Origin of the sequence: Mammaliicoccus sp. RAM2 (assembly GCF_045897195.1) — a bacterium.
Lineage (GTDB): Bacteria > Bacillota > Bacilli > Staphylococcales > Staphylococcaceae > Mammaliicoccus > Mammaliicoccus sciuri.
Genome location: NZ_JBJNWI010000006.1, coordinates 1 through 16366 on the forward strand (window position 1 = coordinate 1; position 16366 = coordinate 16366).

At 32.6% G+C, this 16366-nt stretch carries 16 protein-coding genes; 9 read left to right on the forward strand and 7 right to left on the reverse strand.

What is annotated here, in order from left to right:
• From ACJTHF_RS09725 to ACJTHF_RS09735, 3 genes are all read right to left on the reverse strand, one after another.
• A partial coding sequence (locus ACJTHF_RS09725; protein ID WP_407812618.1) for a sugar phosphate nucleotidyltransferase occupies positions 1 to 171 on the reverse strand: 171 nt, incomplete at its 3' end.
• A gap of 11 nt (positions 172 to 182) precedes the next feature.
• On the reverse strand, positions 183 to 2939 hold the full coding sequence (locus ACJTHF_RS09730) for a CDP-glycerol glycerophosphotransferase family protein (RefSeq protein ID WP_232156755.1): 2757 nt from the start codon (positions 2937 to 2939) through the stop codon (positions 183 to 185).
• Positions 2940 to 3535: 596 nt separating this feature from the next.
• Positions 3536 to 4405, reverse strand: a complete 870-nt coding sequence (locus ACJTHF_RS09735; protein WP_232156757.1) for a MurR/RpiR family transcriptional regulator — start codon at positions 4403 to 4405, stop codon at positions 3536 to 3538.
• Positions 4406 to 4562: 157 nt separating this feature from the next.
• On the opposite strand from ACJTHF_RS09735, the gene ACJTHF_RS09740 reads away from it, so the two are divergent.
• Positions 4563 to 5969 (forward strand): 6-phospho-beta-glucosidase, encoded by a 1407-nt coding sequence (locus ACJTHF_RS09740; RefSeq protein ID WP_106417504.1) that lies wholly within the window; start codon positions 4563 to 4565, stop codon positions 5967 to 5969.
• A gap of 220 nt (positions 5970 to 6189) precedes the next feature.
• Here the strand turns inward: ACJTHF_RS09740 and panC are convergent, their stop codons facing one another.
• The gene (panC, locus tag ACJTHF_RS09745; RefSeq protein ID WP_232156759.1) at positions 6190 to 7032 is read right to left on the reverse strand and encodes a pantoate--beta-alanine ligase; all 843 of its coding nucleotides are present in this window, start codon (positions 7030 to 7032) and stop codon (positions 6190 to 6192) included.
• Entirely contained in the window at positions 7032 to 7838 is an 807-nt protein-coding gene (panB, locus tag ACJTHF_RS09750; protein ID WP_232156761.1) for a 3-methyl-2-oxobutanoate hydroxymethyltransferase, read from the reverse strand. Before panB ends, panC begins: the two co-directional genes overlap by 1 nt.
• Positions 7839 to 7899: 61 nt before the next feature.
• Here panB and ACJTHF_RS09755 point away from each other — a divergent pair, with 61 nt between their 5' ends.
• The 5 genes from ACJTHF_RS09755 to ACJTHF_RS09775 all read left to right on the forward strand — a co-directional run bounded on the left by ACJTHF_RS09755 (position 7900) and on the right by ACJTHF_RS09775 (position 12757).
• Entirely contained in the window at positions 7900 to 8748 is an 849-nt protein-coding gene (locus ACJTHF_RS09755; RefSeq protein ID WP_078355087.1) for an oxidoreductase, read from the forward strand.
• Between the two features lie 84 nt (positions 8749 to 8832).
• Positions 8833 to 9705, forward strand: coding sequence for an SDR family oxidoreductase (locus tag ACJTHF_RS09760; RefSeq protein WP_078355086.1), 873 nt, complete (start codon positions 8833 to 8835; stop codon positions 9703 to 9705).
• 289 nt (positions 9706 to 9994) lie between these two features.
• The gene (locus ACJTHF_RS09765) at positions 9995 to 11032 is read left to right on the forward strand and encodes a quaternary amine ABC transporter ATP-binding protein (RefSeq protein WP_048541678.1); all 1038 of its coding nucleotides are present in this window, start codon (positions 9995 to 9997) and stop codon (positions 11030 to 11032) included.
• Complete coding sequence (locus ACJTHF_RS09770) at positions 11025 to 11861, forward strand: ABC transporter permease (protein WP_048541676.1); 837 nt, start codon at positions 11025 to 11027, stop codon at positions 11859 to 11861. The genes ACJTHF_RS09765 and ACJTHF_RS09770 overlap by 8 nt, the downstream gene beginning before the upstream one ends.
• A 17-nt stretch (positions 11862 to 11878) precedes the next feature.
• Positions 11879 to 12757, forward strand: a complete 879-nt coding sequence (locus tag ACJTHF_RS09775) for a glycine betaine ABC transporter substrate-binding protein (protein WP_048541674.1) — start codon at positions 11879 to 11881, stop codon at positions 12755 to 12757.
• Positions 12758 to 12812: 55 nt separating this feature from the next.
• Here the strand turns inward: ACJTHF_RS09775 and ACJTHF_RS09780 are convergent, their stop codons facing one another.
• Complete coding sequence (locus ACJTHF_RS09780) at positions 12813 to 13367, reverse strand: GNAT family N-acetyltransferase (protein ID WP_106417501.1); 555 nt, start codon at positions 13365 to 13367, stop codon at positions 12813 to 12815.
• A gap of 212 nt (positions 13368 to 13579) precedes the next feature.
• Between ACJTHF_RS09780 and ACJTHF_RS09785 the strand changes: the two genes are divergently transcribed.
• The 3 genes from ACJTHF_RS09785 (at position 13580) to ACJTHF_RS09795 (ending at position 15265) form a co-directional block, all read left to right on the forward strand.
• Positions 13580 to 14020, forward strand: a complete 441-nt coding sequence (locus ACJTHF_RS09785; RefSeq protein ID WP_048541671.1) for a hypothetical protein — start codon at positions 13580 to 13582, stop codon at positions 14018 to 14020.
• A gap of 132 nt (positions 14021 to 14152) precedes the next feature.
• A complete protein-coding gene (locus tag ACJTHF_RS09790; RefSeq protein ID WP_058591797.1) occupies positions 14153 to 14782 on the forward strand; it encodes an NAD(P)-dependent oxidoreductase in 630 nt (209 codons plus the stop codon).
• 69 nt (positions 14783 to 14851) lie between these two features.
• Positions 14852 to 15265 (forward strand): Rrf2 family transcriptional regulator, encoded by a 414-nt coding sequence (locus tag ACJTHF_RS09795; protein ID WP_058591796.1) that lies wholly within the window; start codon positions 14852 to 14854, stop codon positions 15263 to 15265.
• Between the two features lie 343 nt (positions 15266 to 15608).
• Here ACJTHF_RS09795 and ACJTHF_RS09800 read toward each other — a convergent pair whose 3' ends face one another.
• Positions 15609 to 16262, reverse strand: a complete 654-nt coding sequence (locus tag ACJTHF_RS09800) for a CPBP family intramembrane glutamic endopeptidase (RefSeq protein WP_217843929.1) — start codon at positions 16260 to 16262, stop codon at positions 15609 to 15611.
• Positions 16263 to 16366: the final 104 nt, after the last annotated feature.

Consider the following 16366-nt stretch of genomic DNA (forward strand, 5'->3'; position numbering starts at 1 on the left):
AGTTACAATGATAATATCTTCAATTCCAGCACGTGACGCTTCTTCTACGATGTATTGAATTGTTGGTTTATCTAATATTGGTAACATTTCTTTAGGCATTGCTTTTGTAGCAGGTAAAAATCTTGTTCCTAAGCCAGCAGCAGGGATAATTGCTTTTTTTATTTTAGTCATAATAATCTCCTTTACTTAAATACATTTATAAATTCTTGTTTAGATTTTTCTTTATAGTAATTGAAATCAAATTCTTCAAACGATTTATTTCCTTCTAGATGTATCATAAGTCCATCTACAAGACCTTCCACACTGTTTTCTGTAATTATCGCTTGATTTTCATTTAAATATTCAGTTGTTTCTTTTAAATTCACTGTTATTACATCAGTATTTAAAGCTAAAGCTTCATATACTACTAACCCTAAACCTTCATAATTTGAAGATAGAACGAAAGCATCCACATGATCTAATAAAGGATATGGATTGTTTATGCCACCTAGAATTACAATATTTTCCTTTGCAACTGAATCTCGAACCCATTGAATTGTTTGAGATTTTAAAGGTCCATGTGGACATACCATAATTAAAAATACATTTGGATTTTCAATATAGACCTTTTCAAATGCAGCTATTAACTTATCGTGGCCTTTTTGATAATCATATCTTCCAATATTCATGTATACTTTAATTTCTGGATTATACAAGGCATCGAGCATTCTACATTTTGAAACCCTCATCTGATTATATAATTCCACAGAATTAACAATAGGATCCTTCTCATTTAAATTAAAGTATTCATCGATTACATCTTGGTTATTCACAAATAAATGTTTGAACGTTTCTGTTAACTCTCTATCTTTTAAGAAATCTTCATAAAGTCCAGTAATAGAGTTTACAATACTTTTTTCTATTTTATCTTTTTGAGTTACTAATGTTGATTTTGAATGTTCTTCTTTAGTTTCCAATTGCTTTATAGACTCAGTTATATTTTCCGTCAATACTGTTTGTTCTGGATAATCCTGTATTATTTTATCATCTAGCTGTTCTTGATCTAAATTTGCAAAATCCAAATACATATTTTCATTATAAGCATAATCAACATGAACATTATCAATCGATTCTAATAAATTTTCTTTTGCTAGTTTTCTTGTTCTTTGTTCTCCTAGGAAATTATTTACAGTGACTATTTTATTAGAAACTTGTGGTAAATGATTGATAAGATTTGCTTTTAAATTTCTATGAACAAGTACGATTTTATTGGCTTTTTCATATGCACCATAGATAATTTTTTTACTAAAATTCTTTTTAGCTTCGTACTCAGCAAACATATCAGTATGCACCCAGATAGCAGTATTTGTATCAATATGTCGCATCATTTCAGCACTTTTTCTTTCAAAGCCAGTATAATGAATAAACCAATCTATTTTTAAATCACCAAATAGTCTACTAAATTCTTCTTTGAAAATTCTGCTTAAATCTTTTTCCATACCTTTAATTTTGAATTTTTCGTTCCATAAATATCTTTTCATCAGCAATCTATCTTTAATACTACCGTTTATTTCTCCAACTGTTGGATAAAAATGAACGTTTTCAGGTAAATCTAACAAGCGATAATAATGTTCTTTTTTTACCTTATCTTTTTCAAAGAAACAAATATAATTTTTTTCTGTAGTATCAATATTTTCTAATGTGTTGATTAAAGCAGTCGTAATACCATTACTCCAAAATCCTCCACTAACAATTACTACTGTTTCTTTACCATTATGAAGATTATGTTCTTCAATCGTTAAATCATCTTTATCTAAAAACATATGATTAATAATGATTTTAGGCGCATCTATCTTGTCATACTTATTATATTCATTTTTAAATTCTTGATAATCGATTTGTTGCGGAATTTGTTCAACTTGCTTTAACAATCCTTCTAAGCTGTTTGATTGTATAAATGGGTATAATGATAAATCGTCATATAAACCTCTATTTTCTTTATAATCTTTATAATCATAAGTATAAAGTATAACTGGTTTACCTAAATTCACGTAATCGTACATTACTGATGAATAGTCTGTGATAAGACAATCAGTGACAGCTAGAAATTCATATGTCTCAATGTTAGACGGGAATGGTTTAACTTTCTCGTATGAATCTGGAATAATAGTTTTTTCAAATGGATGAAGTTTTACGTATAGCACTGTATTTTCATCTAAATTTTCTTCAAAATATGTAATTAACTTTGTAACATGTTGAGAATTCTGTACACTACCAATATTCCCTCTCCATGTAGGCATATATGCTAGCATTTTTTTATTATTTAAATTGAAATCATTTCTATTCTGATTTCTTTTCTCTTCATCAAAAAAGACACTATTTCTTGGAGAAGGACCAACTATAAATTTACCGTTATAGACATTGTTTAAATGATGTGTCCTTGCCAATATTTCCATTGTTTTTTGATTATTAACATATATTCTATCAGCCATATAGAAATTTCTCTGCACATTAGCAATATCTACTACTTTAGGAATATCTTTCCCCATATGTTTTAAAGGCGTTCCATGCCAAATGATATAATACTTCTGTCCTTCTCTCTTATTAAAGAACGGATAAAATGTCGTATCATTTATTAAATATTCACAAGTAGCCATTAATTCGTAGTATTGATTGGACATATGTTTTACAAAATTAATTCTCTTTAATTCTGACTTATCAAATAATAACTCAATATCTTCAGTATCTTTTAAGGAAACATAAATTTTAAAATTAAGTTTACTATTATTTAACAACTCTTTTATCATGTAATAAATATGCCCACTATATGTATCTCCATGCACCGCTTCAAAAAGAATATTTCCTTTTTTAATTTGTTTATTACGTCTTGCATTTATATATATTAACTTACCTTTATTTTTTTTATAATTATTATACTTCTTTAAAACTCTTTTTTTCATTTTTTCCTCTTCTTTCTAATAAATTGTTATCTATTATAATTTCAGGAAATTCAGTCAAACAAGATCAACATAGTCAATCGTCTGTCGCTTATTCTATTCCTCTTTATACTCACCATTTTTAATTTCCAAATAATCTTGAACTATATTTTGTATTTTAATTAATATGTATATTAAAACCGTTGCGATGCTCATAAATTTGAAAAATAACTTCATATTCCAGTCCCCTTATCCAATATTTCTTTATTTATAATTTTGTAAAATATCAAGTGAATATTATGAAATATTAACTACTATTTCTATTTATAAAACAACATAATACTAAAAGTGTTTTCAGAAATAGGGAAAATAATACATTTTACATACTTTAATTATATCATTAAAATTCAAAAGAAAAAGATAATTATTTAAGATTGCAAAATTAAAAATCACTCTACTCAATCAATTAATAATATACATTTGTTTATTTATATTTATTTAATATTATAGTTAAATAAATATAAAACACCTTTAAAATAATATGAAATTGACTAAATTAACTGGTCATTAATGAATGATGTGTTACATGTTTTAAAATTATTATAAAATTTTCCCATCCATCACTTCTCCTGTATCATCTTATTATGCGTCACGCGGTTGTCAAAATTCTTAGCGATATTAATCTTATAATCTGTATGTTTGTCATAATCCGTTCCATACACGCAAGCATACAAGATATCCATCAAGAAACTGATGGAATCTCGTGTTGTGAAGTTACTGATTTTGGAATACAACTTTTCTCTTGTTGAAATGCGTAATATACTGTCTGCGTATTTGGTTACTGTATTTTCACCAATGCTTGTCAGTCCGATAATTGGAATATGCTTTTTCTTTAACATCGGTAATAATTTCAAGATGCTTTGATTTTCACCACTATATGAAATGAAGATGGCACATGTATGTTTGGACGACTTTTCTATTTCAAAATGGGGTTCGAGTGCGCAGAGCTTAACGGTCTTGCCAATTTGATTCATTCTCATTTCAAAGTCTTCACATATCATTAAATTATGATACAGTCCAAAGATTTTAATGGTTTCCGCTTCGTTTAAATACGCGACTGCTTTATCCAATTCTTGATGATCTATTAAATGCACGGTGTCGTCTATCGTTGTTTGATTGAGTCGTGCTAATTTATGGCTAATGGACATGTTATTATCTGATGCATCAAATGGGAAGTTTGCGTCTATTGATTCATAATGTCTGTTTAAGTATTCTACTTCTTCTAAATAATGATCCTTTAACTCTAACCAACCGTCATATCCTAACTTTTTAGCTATGCGAATACCAGTAGAAGGATGTGTATATGTTTCTTTAGAAATTTGATTTAACGTCTTAGACTTAATCTTCTCTCTTTCTTCAAACAAATATTGAATGATACTTTGTTCTGCTTGCGAAAATATATCTTCTTTCATTCTTTCTGTTAAAAGCATATAAATATCTCCTTTTGTAAAAAGTCATTACAAAAATCCCATTTATTTTCAGGAAATTTGTAAATGTCATTTGATAATGCCCGATTTGCCTTTTTAATGATTACTTCTATTTTATACTTAACGTGCATAAGAAAGAAAATATTAGGAGGTCATTATAATGGAAAAAGGGATAAAAATTGTAACTATCGGTGGCGGCAGCAGTTATACGCCTGAATTGATGGAAGGTTTTATTAAACGTTATGAATCTTTACCTTTAAGTGAAATTTGGTTGGTAGACATTCCTGAAGGTAAAGAGAAATTAGAAACTGTCGGCAAAATGGCGCAAAGAATGTGGGATGCTTCTCCATATGATGTCACAGTACATTTATCATTAGATAGACGTGAAGCTTTAAAAGATGCTGATTTCGTTACGACTCAATTTAGAGTGGGTTTATTAGATGCAAGAATTAAAGATGAACGCATTCCTTTATCGCATGGCTTCTTAGGTCAAGAAACGAATGGTCCAGGTGGTATTTTCAAAGCGTTAAGAACAATTCCTGTCTTATTAGATATTGTCGAAGATATGAAAGAACTTTGTCCAAATGCATGGTTAATTAACTTTACAAACCCAAGTGGTATGGTTACAGATGCTATCGTACGATACGGCAAATGGGAAAAAGTACTTGGTCTATGTAATGTACCTGTGAATAGTTTGATTAATGAGCCGGAAATGCTGAATGTTGGTGATGGAGAACTTACGCATCACTTTGCAGGGTTAAACCATTTTCACTGGCATCGAGTTAAAGACGCAAATGGTCATGACGTGACTGATCAATTAAATAAACAATTAGTTGAAGATGCATCATCGTTACCTTCTAATATCTTTGATGTACCATTTTTCGAAGAACAATTACAACACATGCAGCTCATTCCATGTGGTTACCATAGATATTACTACCGTGCAGAAGAAATGCTTGAACATGCACTTAAAGAATACAATGATCCAGAAATCGGTACGCGTGCTGAACAAGTTAGACAAACGGAAAAAGAATTATTTGAACTCTATAAAGATGAACATCTCGATCATAAACCAGAACAATTAAGCGAGCGTGGCGGCACACATTATTCAGATGTCGCATGTGAGACAATTGCATCTATCGCTTCAAATAAAAATACACATGTAGTTGTATCTACTGTTAATAAAGGTGCAGTACCAGACTTAGCGCCTGATGATGTTGTAGAAGTGTCAGCATATATCAACGCGACAGGTGCTCAACCAATCGCATTCGGTTCCCTACATCCAGCAGAACGCGGATGGTTACAAGTAATGAAGAATATGGAATTATGTGTAGAAGAAGCAGCCGTTACAGGAGATTACGGATTACTATTACAAGCATTTATTATCAACCCATTAATTCAAAGTGGTGAATCTGCGAAACAAGTGATGAATGAATTACTCATTGCTCATAAAGCATACTTACCACAATTTGCAGCAACAATCGCTCAATTAGAAGCACAAGGTGTCACAATTAAAGATGACAAAGCAAGAGCATTGAGCGCTGAAGCAACATTGAAGGAAGTGTAAGTAAGAGTATAGGAGTCTTGGATGAAGCGTGAGGCAGAATGATGTCTCACGTTTTTTTGTGTATGTGTGTGAGTGTGAATGTCGTGCGCTAACGATCTTGTTTGTGATTCTTGAGCGTTAGAATTTCTAACGATCTTGTTTTTCACTCTTGATCGTTAGCGCCCCCATTTTAATACAAAAAAGCCGATTGTACTCCTGCACAATCGGCTTCTTTTCTTTCCTATATAATAATATTATCTATTAATCTTGCTTTGCTAAATTTAACGGCTAGTGAGATAAAGATTTGTCCTTCTATTGTATGTTGTTCTTCTAATTCTGGATAACTATAAATTGCGACTTCTACGATATCTCCGCTCACGTTACTTTCTAAATATTGCGTGATGGTTTGTATTAAGACATCACTATTTCTTTCGCCTTCGTCATATTTCTTCTTAGCTAATGCTAAACTTTTAGATAAATGTACGGCTTCTTTTCTTTCTTCTTCTGTTAAATAGATATTTCTTGAACTTTTTGCTAGTCCGTCTGCTTCTCGCACGATATCTATTGGTACAATTTGAATTGAGTGGTTAAAGTCTTCTACCATTTTTTCTATTATAGCGAGTTGTTGTGCGTCTTTTTTACCGAAGTACGCACGTGTTGGTTGAATAATATTAAACAGCTTATTAACAACTGTTACAACGCCATCAAAGTGACCTGGTCTCTTCTTACCTTCAAGCACTTGTGCTAAACGACCTACTGTAATCGTCATCTCTAGTTCTCCTGGATACATTTCTTCAACTGTTGGATGAAATACATAATCTACGCCAATTTGTTTAAGCTTCTCTAAATCAGATTCAAATGGTCTCGGGTAATCATCAAAGTCTTCATTAGGTCCAAATTGTAATGGATTTACAAAAATGCTCACTGTAGTTACATCATTTTCTTCTATTGATTGTTTCATCATTTTTAAATGGCCATCATGCAATGCACCCATGGTTGGTACGAGTCCTATTGTTTTACCTTGAGATTTAAATTGAGATACGATTGAATTCATATCTTTAATTCGTTCTACTACTTGCGTCACTACTCTGTCTCCCCCATCACTTTCTTCTTATATGTGTGTGCTTCTGAAGGGAATGCACCACTTTTAACTTCTTCATGATATGCTTTTAGTGCGTCTATACCATTTGAAAAATCACCGTATTGTTTCACAAATTTAGCAATATGTTCTGAACCGTAATTTAATAAATCATGATATACGAGTACTTGACCATCTGTACCTTTTCCTGCGCCTATACCGATAACTGGAATTGTCAGTTGTTCTGTAATCACTTCTGCTAAATCACTTGGAATCGCTTCTAATACGAGCATCACTGCACCTGCTTGTTCAACTGCTTTCGCATCTTCTATGAGTTGTTCAGCTTCTCTTTTTGAACTTGCTTGTAATTTATAACCTGTAATGCCGACGCTTTGAGGTGTTAAGCCTAAATGAGATACGACTGGCACACCAATTTGAGTACAACCTTGAATCAATGTCGTATGCACACCTTCGATTTTTACAGCGTTTGCTTTAGTATCTTTATATAATTGAATCGCGTTTTTCATATCGGTTGTATGGTCGATACCGACTGCTCCAAAAGGTACATCAACGATTACGTAACTATCTGGTGCACCTCTTCTAACAGCTTTCACATGATGTATCATATCTTCCATTGTCACTTCGACTGTACTATCGTAGCCCAACACAACCATTCCTAAAGAATCGCCTACTAAAATAGTGTCTATACCTGCTGCTTCTGCTTGTTTAGCACTTGGATAATCGTATGCTGTAATCATGGATATTTTTTCTTTTTGTTCTTTCATGGTCAACAATTGTTTAATGGTTTTCATCCCTTACCACCCTCTTATATTTGTTATTATGTATATATTAACATTGAAAGGAAAATAATAAATGAAAAAGTTTGGAATAATCGGTCCTGGTGCTGTGGGTACAGCCATTACATTTGCTTTAACACAATCAAACCTTGATGTTACGCTGTTTGGAAGATCAAACGCTACAGTCTATTTCCAAGAATACAATCAAGATGTGCAACATTCATTTCCCGTTCACTCTTTAGAAGATGCACATGAAAAAGTAGATATTTTATTTATCGCTGTTAAAGCAACGCAACTCGACGCAATCATCCCATATCTTCATCATATCCTCCATGCTAATAGCGTTATTATTTTAACTCAAAATGGCTATGGACAGTTAGAAAAAATTGATCACCCGCACAAATTTCACGCTGTCGTATATATAAGCGGACAAAAAGAAGGCAACGTCGTAACGCATTTTAGAGATTGGACTTTAAGATTACCTATTCATGCGTACACATTAGACATTAAAAATTTAACTAAAGATAGTTTACTCAATCTTGAATGCCTCCAAGATTACGATCAACACGTTTGGTATAAATTAATCGTCAATTTAGGTATTAATACGGTAACTGCACTAACGAGACAACCTGCTCGTGTACTTAAGCATGATCAAATACATGCACTTTGTTACAACTTATTAGTTGAAGGTAATCGTGTTGCTAAAGCTGAAGGTATTTATTTTGATGATGATTTTGAAAAAAGCATTATGAAAATTTATGAAGGATATCCAGATGATATGGGTACAAGTATGTATTACGACATAATAAGTAAAAAACCTTTAGAAACGGCGTTTATACAAGGATATATCTACAAAATTAGCAAAAAACATCATTTAACAACACCTTATATAGATAGTACTTATGCAATTTTAAGTACATTTTAATGCATAAATTTGCAACCCTATTCGTTTCATTTTACTTTTTTAGGGTAAAGTATATTATCATTTTAACAAGAGGTGGTTAACTTCATGAAAGATAAATTCGAACAAAAGCACGAAGAAATAGAAGGATACACTCAAGACGTACAACCTGGTATAGAGCACGAGATGGAACCAAAGCCTATTATTGAAGATGAAGATTATAAAGCTGGTGGTAAATTGAAAGGAAAAGTTGCACTGATTACTGGTGGTGATTCTGGTATAGGTGAAGCAACTGCCATCTTATTTGCTAAAGAAGGTGCAAATGTAGCTATCGCTTATTATGATGAAGACAATGATGCTAAATATGCATTAACAAGACTTGAAGAACTAGGTATCAAAGCAAAGGCATATAAACACGACTTAAAAATAGAAAATCACGCCAAAGAACTTGTAAACAAAGTCATTGAAGACTTCGGGCAAATCAATATATTAGTTAATAATGGTGGTATCCAACATCCACAAGATAATTTCGAAGATATTACTAAGGAACAATTACAAGAAACTTTTGAAACCAATTTCTTTGGAATGTTTTACTTATGCCAAGCTGTATTACCTCACTTAAGTAAAGGAGACACAATTATTAATACGACTAGTGTAACGGCTTATCGTGGTTCAGCCCATTTAATTGATTATTCATCTACTAAAGGCGCCATTGTATCATTCACGCGTTCTCTTGCGGCTTCGTTAGCTAGTAAAGGGGTTCGTGTTAATGCAGTTGCACCAGGACCGATATATACACCATTAATCCCCGCAACTTTCGAGAAAGACAAAGTAGAAAATGCTGGTTCAGATACACCACTAGGTAGACGAGGGCAACCAAGTGAAAATGCACCTGCTTTTGTTTATTTAGCTTCCCAAGATTCTACTTATGTTACCGGACAGGTCATTCACATCAATGGCGGAGACTTTATGACAACTTAATATGATATTAAAAAAGATTTAAAAAATTTTTTTCTCTAATTCTAGAAATTTTAAAGCGCTAATTTAAATATGAAGATTCTCGATATTTTTTATTTAAGTAAGCGCTTTCTTTGCATTAGTTATAGGAACAATTGTTACTATTTATTTTTTAAAATTAAATACAAAAACGTAAAATTTAATCATAAGAATTATACTCTTAATGTTAAAATATTGTGCGATATCAATTTGACTATTAAAATTTCGTATGATAGCGTTATAGAAGTCAATAAATCGATAAGGACTGGTTATTTTGAGTAATATACAAATCAAAGACGTTACTAAAGTATTCGGCAATTACAATGACCAGGTTAAGTCACTTTTACAGGATGATAAAACGAAAGAAGAAATCCTTAAGGAAACTGGTTCGACAGTAGCTGTCAAGAATGCAAATTTCACAATTGAAGATGGAGAGATATTTGTTGTAATGGGTCTTTCCGGGAGCGGTAAATCAACACTGATTCGTTTGATTAATCGTTTAATTGATCCAACTGATGGAGATATCTTAATTAACGATAAGAACATTTCTTCGTTAAATAAAGAAGACTTACGTAACTTTAGACGTGAGAATTTAAGTATGGTATTCCAAAGTTTCGCATTATTTCCCTTCAAAACAGTTGTTGAGAATGTCGCATTTGGCTTAGAAATTAAAAACGTTTCAAAAAAAGAGCGTTTAAAAAAAGCAGAAGATGCTTTAAATTTAGTTGGTCTAGCGGGATATAAAGATCAATTACCAAAACAATTATCTGGTGGTATGCAGCAACGTGTAGGTTTAGCAAGAGCACTTGCTAATGACACAGATATTTTATTAATGGATGAAGCCTTCTCAGCATTAGATCCACTGATTCGTAAAGAAATGCAGAATGAGCTTTTACAACTACAACAAGACATGCAAAAAACAATCATATTTATTACACATGATTTAGATGAAGCCCTTCATATTGGTGATAGAATTGCTTTAATGAAAGATGGCGAAATCGCTCAAGTTGGTACACCGGAAGAGATTGTAATTAATCCTGGTGACGACTACGTTAAAGACTTTGTTAAAGATATTGATCGTTCTAAAGTATTAAAAGTTAAACATATTATGGAGAAAGTTGAGAATGTTGAATTAGTAGATGGCATGTCATTTATAGATGCCGAGTCGCTACTTTATCAAACATTCCCTCACTTCAAATCTGGCACACACGAACTTTGGATTAAGAAAGACAATAAAATTGTCGGGAAACTTAATTTCCAAGATGTATTCGATGTATTAGCACAGGGAAATGAGGTGATGAATCATGCTTAATATGTTGCCTATTTTACCTGTATCAGATTGGGCTAACGCATTTGTAGAATGGTTAACAGAAACTTTTAGTTTTATTTTTGAACCGATTAAGACGTATCTTGGTGACTTTATGCAACTTATCATTTCATTACTAGAGTTGTTACATCCGTTTGTCTTTATCATTATCATCATGGTTCTTGCTTACTTTGTTATGAATAAGAAAATTGTTGCCCCTATTTTAGTAGGTATTGGTTTATTCTTCATTTATAACCAAGATTTATGGGATCAATTACTGAACACGATGACACTTGTTATTATCAGTAGTTTGCTATCTGTTATTATCGGTGTTCCGCTCGGTATTTTAATGTCTAGAAGCGATCGTTTCCAAGCAGTTATGAAACCTATTTTAGACTTTATGCAAACAATGCCAGCATTCGTATATTTAATTCCAGCAGTCGCATTCTTCGGAATTGGTATGGTTCCAGGTGTATTCGCATCTATTATATTTGCAACTCCACCAACAATTCGTTTAACAAACTTAGGTATTAGACAAATATCTGCTGAATTAATAGAAGCAAGTGATTCATTTGGTACAACATCCATGCAAAAATTAATTAAAGTACAACTCCCTCTTGCTAAAGCATCTATCATGGCAGGTGTAAACCAAACTGTAATGTTAGCTTTATCAATGGTTGTAATAGCATCAATGATTGGTGCACCGGGATTAGGTAGAGATGTGTTAAGTTCTCTACAACGTGCAGAAGTCGGTTCAGGTTTCGTAGCAGGTTTAAGTATCGTTATCCTTGCTATTATCATCGACCGCTTTACACAATCATCTAAAAACAAATAATCTAGGAGGAATTACTTATGAAGAACAAATGGCGTGTACTCGTACTTATGCTTTCTTTAGCACTAGTGTTAGCAGCATGTGGCAATGGTGGCTCAAGTGAAGATGGAGACTTAGGTAAAAAAGATATTAACTTATCTTACGTTGAATGGGATTCAGAAATTGCTTCAACACATGTTATGCAAAAAGTTTTAGAAGATGAAGGTTACAATGTTGAAATCACACCTTTAGATAATGCCGTAATGTGGGAATCAGTTGCTTCTGGTGAAACAGACGCAATGGTTAGTGCTTGGTTACCAGGTACACACGGGGATTTATACAAAAAACATAAGAAAAATCTTGATGACTTAGGTCCAAACCTTAAAGGGGCTAAAATCGGACTTGTTGTAAATAAAGATTTCGATGGCGATTCAATTTCTGACTTGAAAGACCAAGCTGGTAAGAAAATCGTTGGTATCGAACCAGGTGCTGGTGTTGTAAAAGCATCTGAAAAAGCAGTTAAAGATTATAACTTAGATGGATGGAAAGTTGAAACTTCTTCATCAGGTGCAATGGCTACAACATTAGGTCAAGCTATGAAAAAAGGTGACGACATCGTTGTAACTGGTTGGTCACCACACTGGAAATTCCAAAAATATGACTTGAAATACTTGAAAGACCCTAAAGGCTCATTTGGTAAAGCTGAGCACATTAATACAATGGCTCGTAAAGACTTGAAAAAAGACAGCCCTAAAGCATATGAAACTTTAGATAACTTCAATTGGACTACTAAAGACATGGAATCTGTTATGTTAGATATCCAAGAAGGTACATCTCCTAAGAAAGCTGCAGAAAAATGGGTAGATGATAACCAAGATAAAGTAAAAGAATGGACGAAAGATTCTAAGAAAGATAAATAATCCATCTTTTATAAAATGCCCCTATACCACGGGAATAATGGTATAGGGGCATTTTTTATACGTTTAACTTCCTATTTAATATATCTTCCATCATCAACCAACCTTTTTGATCCGAGTTGTCTGGGTCATATGGTTCGAAACCATAATTTAAATACATATTAATGGCTGGATAACTGGTTGTTTGTGTCGTTAAATACACTTCTTTATGACCAAGCTCAATTATTTTGTTAAGTGCTGCACTTAATAATGGCTTTGATAATTTCTTACCTTGATATTCCGGTTTAATGGCTACGAAATGTATTCTACCTATATGTAAGTCTGTTAAAGGTAATTGACCGAACCATGCTGTTGTCGTCCCTATTACGTCACCTGAATTATTCTCAATAAATAAACATCTATATTTCATTTCTTCTATATGAGAGCCAAATTCTTTATGAAACCTTTGCAATGCTTCATCTATATTTGAAAATTCCCCTGCAGCCGTTTCAACTTCTGCCCAAAGACGTTCATCCCCTTCTTCAAACATTCTAATTGAGTATCCTTCTGGTAATTCATATTCAGGTATGTTGTCTAAATGATTTCTAATCATCTTAAGCTTAATTCTTTCCATAATAATACACCTCTATTTCTATAAAGTTACTGTAAACGTTTCAAATTACAACTTGTCATATACCTATTATCTTTTTAATCTGACTGTCATAAAAGAAATTTTATTTTTATTCTCCTGTAACCTATGATATCAAAAATGGTGTTAGAGTGTATGAAGTAATAAAGATACAAAATATATAAACGCTTTAAATAGCTCATGGAGGAAATTTATTTATGAAGAAATTATTATTTGCAACAACAGCTGCAGCAGGGATTATTGCTTCAGGATTTGGCGCTCAAGCAGATGCAAGTGAATATACAAACTACTCTAATCAAAATACAAACTATAACTATACAACTACACAAGTCGCTCAACCGACTCAAGCAACTCAAACTACAGAATCAACTGATTCATCTAATACAAGTGAAGTATATAAAGAGTTTATCGCTGCTGGCGGTACAAAAGCATTATGGGATAACATCGTAATGCCTGAATCTAGTGGTAACCCAAATGCCGTAAATGAACTCGGCTACAGAGGTCTTGGTCAAACTAAAGAATCTTGGGGTACAGGTAGTGTCGCTGAACAAACTAAAGGCATGATCAACTATGCTAAAGAACGTTACGGTTCAATCGAAGCTGCAATTGCTTTCCGTCAAGCTAACAACTGGTGGTAAGATATAAATAAACATCTGCTATGTGGATTTCCACATAGCAGTTTTTTTATACACAAAACCTTTGACAAAACCAGATATACATATTATACTCAACTTGTATCTAAAATAAATACAAGAAAGAGGTTATGTAAAATGAAAATAGGTGTTATAGCAGCAAACGGTAAAGCAGGTAAACTCATTACAGAAGAAGCAATTAACAGAGGATTAGATGTAACAGCCATCGTTCGTAACGAAAATAAAACAGTGGCAACACAATCTATTATTAAAGATATTTTTGATTTAACAACTGAAGACTTAACACAATTCGATGTTGTTGTAGATGCTTTCGGTGAAATTAGAGAAGATAAACTTCATTTACACCAAGACTCTATTCAACATTTAAGTGATATTTTATCAAACACAAACACACGATTAATCATTATCGGAGGCGCTGGTAGTTTATACGTTGATGATCAATTAGAAAATCAACTATTCGATACACCTGATTTTCCAGAAGTATTTAAACCACTTGCCAAAGCACAAGGTAAAGCACTTGTAGACCTTCGTAAAAGAGATGACGTACGCTGGACATTTATAAGTCCTGCAGCAGAATTCATAGCTGATGGTGAAAGAACTGGAGAATATATTTTAGCAGGGGAAGTCTTCACTTTAAACAATAAAGGTGAAAGTAAAATAAGCTATGCTGATTACGCCATTGCATTAGTAGATGAAGCAACTGAAGGCAAGCATATCCAAGAAAGAATTTCAGTATTATCAAAATAATTCGCATTTACTATCGCAATTCTCATCTCTCAAAGTTATAATAAATAAGGAATCTAAGAGGTGAAAAGCGTGAATACACAAATATCAGTAGCAATTCATATATTATCATTATTATCTGTTAATAAAGAACCTATATCCAGTAAATTTATAGCAGGTAGCATTAATAGTAACCCTACACTTGTAAGAAAAATATGTAAATATTTAAGAAATGGTAACTTAATCGAAAGCCAACAAGGTAAATCTGGCTATCGACTCGCTCAATCAGCAGAGCAAATCTTATTAGGCGAAGTTTATAAACTTATTCAAGATGAAGAGCATTTCGCTAAAATTCACCAAGACACAAATCCAGATTGTATCATCGGTCAAAATATACAGTCTGCATTAGATGATGTTTACACACAAGTGGATCAACAAATTATTGATACACTCAATCAAACATCCATATTAGATTTAACATCTAAAATGACCGAAACCGTACAGTAAATTTAATCATATAGAAAAAGCTGGAGACATCTTTAACAACAGATGTCTCCAGCTTTATTTTCTGTATAAAATGAGGAGCGCACGATATCTCTCAGTCTTCGTGCGATACACCCCTATTTTGTGCCTTAGCGCACGATATCTCTCAGTCTTCGTGCGATACACCCTTATTTTGTACCTTAGCGCACAATATCTCTCAGTCTTCGTGCGATACACCCTTATTTTGTACCTTAGCGCACGATATCTCTCAGTCTTCGTGCGATACACCCTTATTTTGTACCTTAGCGCACGATATCTCTCAGTCTTCGTGCGATACACCCTTATTTTGTGCACTAGCGCACGATATCTAATTAAAAAACACCAAATATATAAGAATATGTATGAAATTATTTAATCCATGCGCTACTATGGCTACTTCTAATCGGTTGGTCTTTAAATAAAGTGCACCAAATAATAATCCTAATCCAAAGTAAATGATAAACTCACCTATACTTGTTGGTCCATGTAACAATCCAAATAGTACGCTAGATACGATATATCCTATTAATAGATGTCCTTTAAACACCCCTTTTAGAATGAAACCTCGAAATATAAGTTCTTCGAATAATGGTCCTAGTATCACAAATATAATAATAGAGATGTATAGAGGTAATGTGTTTAAATCTTTATATACCTCCATTTGATTTTGTGGTTGTCCTATTATTGCTGATACAGACCAATACATGATAAGTGCGATACCTAATGTACTAATGGTATAAATGATGTCTGTTTTCTTTAAAGGTTCCAATTTAATGAGTTGTAATTGGAATCTATGTATTAAATAAAATAATAGGCTAAATAATAAACATCCTATTAATACAATGAACCAATTGCTAGCTAACGCAATCGATGTATATGTACCCATACATATTATAATGAGCAAACATGACTTCAAGGTCACATACTTCGATTGATTTTGAAAAATCGACTCATTATCTTCGAATATTTGTTTCGTACTCATTTATTTATCCTCATTTCAATAAATTAACAGATCATTTTTATAAATAAATGTATTTCATTTATTATAACAAAAATTTTGAAGAAATAGCGATCTATAGCTTCTTT

What these genes read in the sequence shown, in the direction of transcription:
- panB (WP_232156761.1), bottom strand. Translation starts at nt 7,838, where the DNA reads ATGAAAACCATTAAACAATTGTTGACCATGAAAGAACAAAAAGAAAAA.
- ACJTHF_RS09780 (WP_106417501.1), bottom strand. Translation starts at nt 13,367, where the DNA reads ATGGAAAGAATTAAGCTTAAGATGATTAGAAATCATTTAGACAACATA.
- ACJTHF_RS09760 (WP_078355086.1), top strand. Translation starts at nt 8,833, where the DNA reads ATGAAAGATAAATTCGAACAAAAGCACGAAGAAATAGAAGGATACACT.
- ACJTHF_RS09770 (WP_048541676.1), top strand. Translation starts at nt 11,025, where the DNA reads ATGCTTAATATGTTGCCTATTTTACCTGTATCAGATTGGGCTAACGCA.
- ACJTHF_RS09755 (WP_078355087.1), top strand. Translation starts at nt 7,900, where the DNA reads ATGAAAAAGTTTGGAATAATCGGTCCTGGTGCTGTGGGTACAGCCATT.
- ACJTHF_RS09775 (WP_048541674.1), top strand. Translation starts at nt 11,879, where the DNA reads ATGAAGAACAAATGGCGTGTACTCGTACTTATGCTTTCTTTAGCACTA.
- ACJTHF_RS09740 (WP_106417504.1), top strand. Translation starts at nt 4,563, where the DNA reads ATGGAAAAAGGGATAAAAATTGTAACTATCGGTGGCGGCAGCAGTTAT.
- ACJTHF_RS09800 (WP_217843929.1), bottom strand. Translation starts at nt 16,262, where the DNA reads ATGAGTACGAAACAAATATTCGAAGATAATGAGTCGATTTTTCAAAAT.
- ACJTHF_RS09790 (WP_058591797.1), top strand. Translation starts at nt 14,153, where the DNA reads ATGAAAATAGGTGTTATAGCAGCAAACGGTAAAGCAGGTAAACTCATT.
- ACJTHF_RS09735 (WP_232156757.1), bottom strand. Translation starts at nt 4,405, where the DNA reads ATGCTTTTAACAGAAAGAATGAAAGAAGATATATTTTCGCAAGCAGAA.
- ACJTHF_RS09785 (WP_048541671.1), top strand. Translation starts at nt 13,580, where the DNA reads ATGAAGAAATTATTATTTGCAACAACAGCTGCAGCAGGGATTATTGCT.
- ACJTHF_RS09730 (WP_232156755.1), bottom strand. Translation starts at nt 2,939, where the DNA reads ATGAAAAAAAGAGTTTTAAAGAAGTATAATAATTATAAAAAAAATAAA.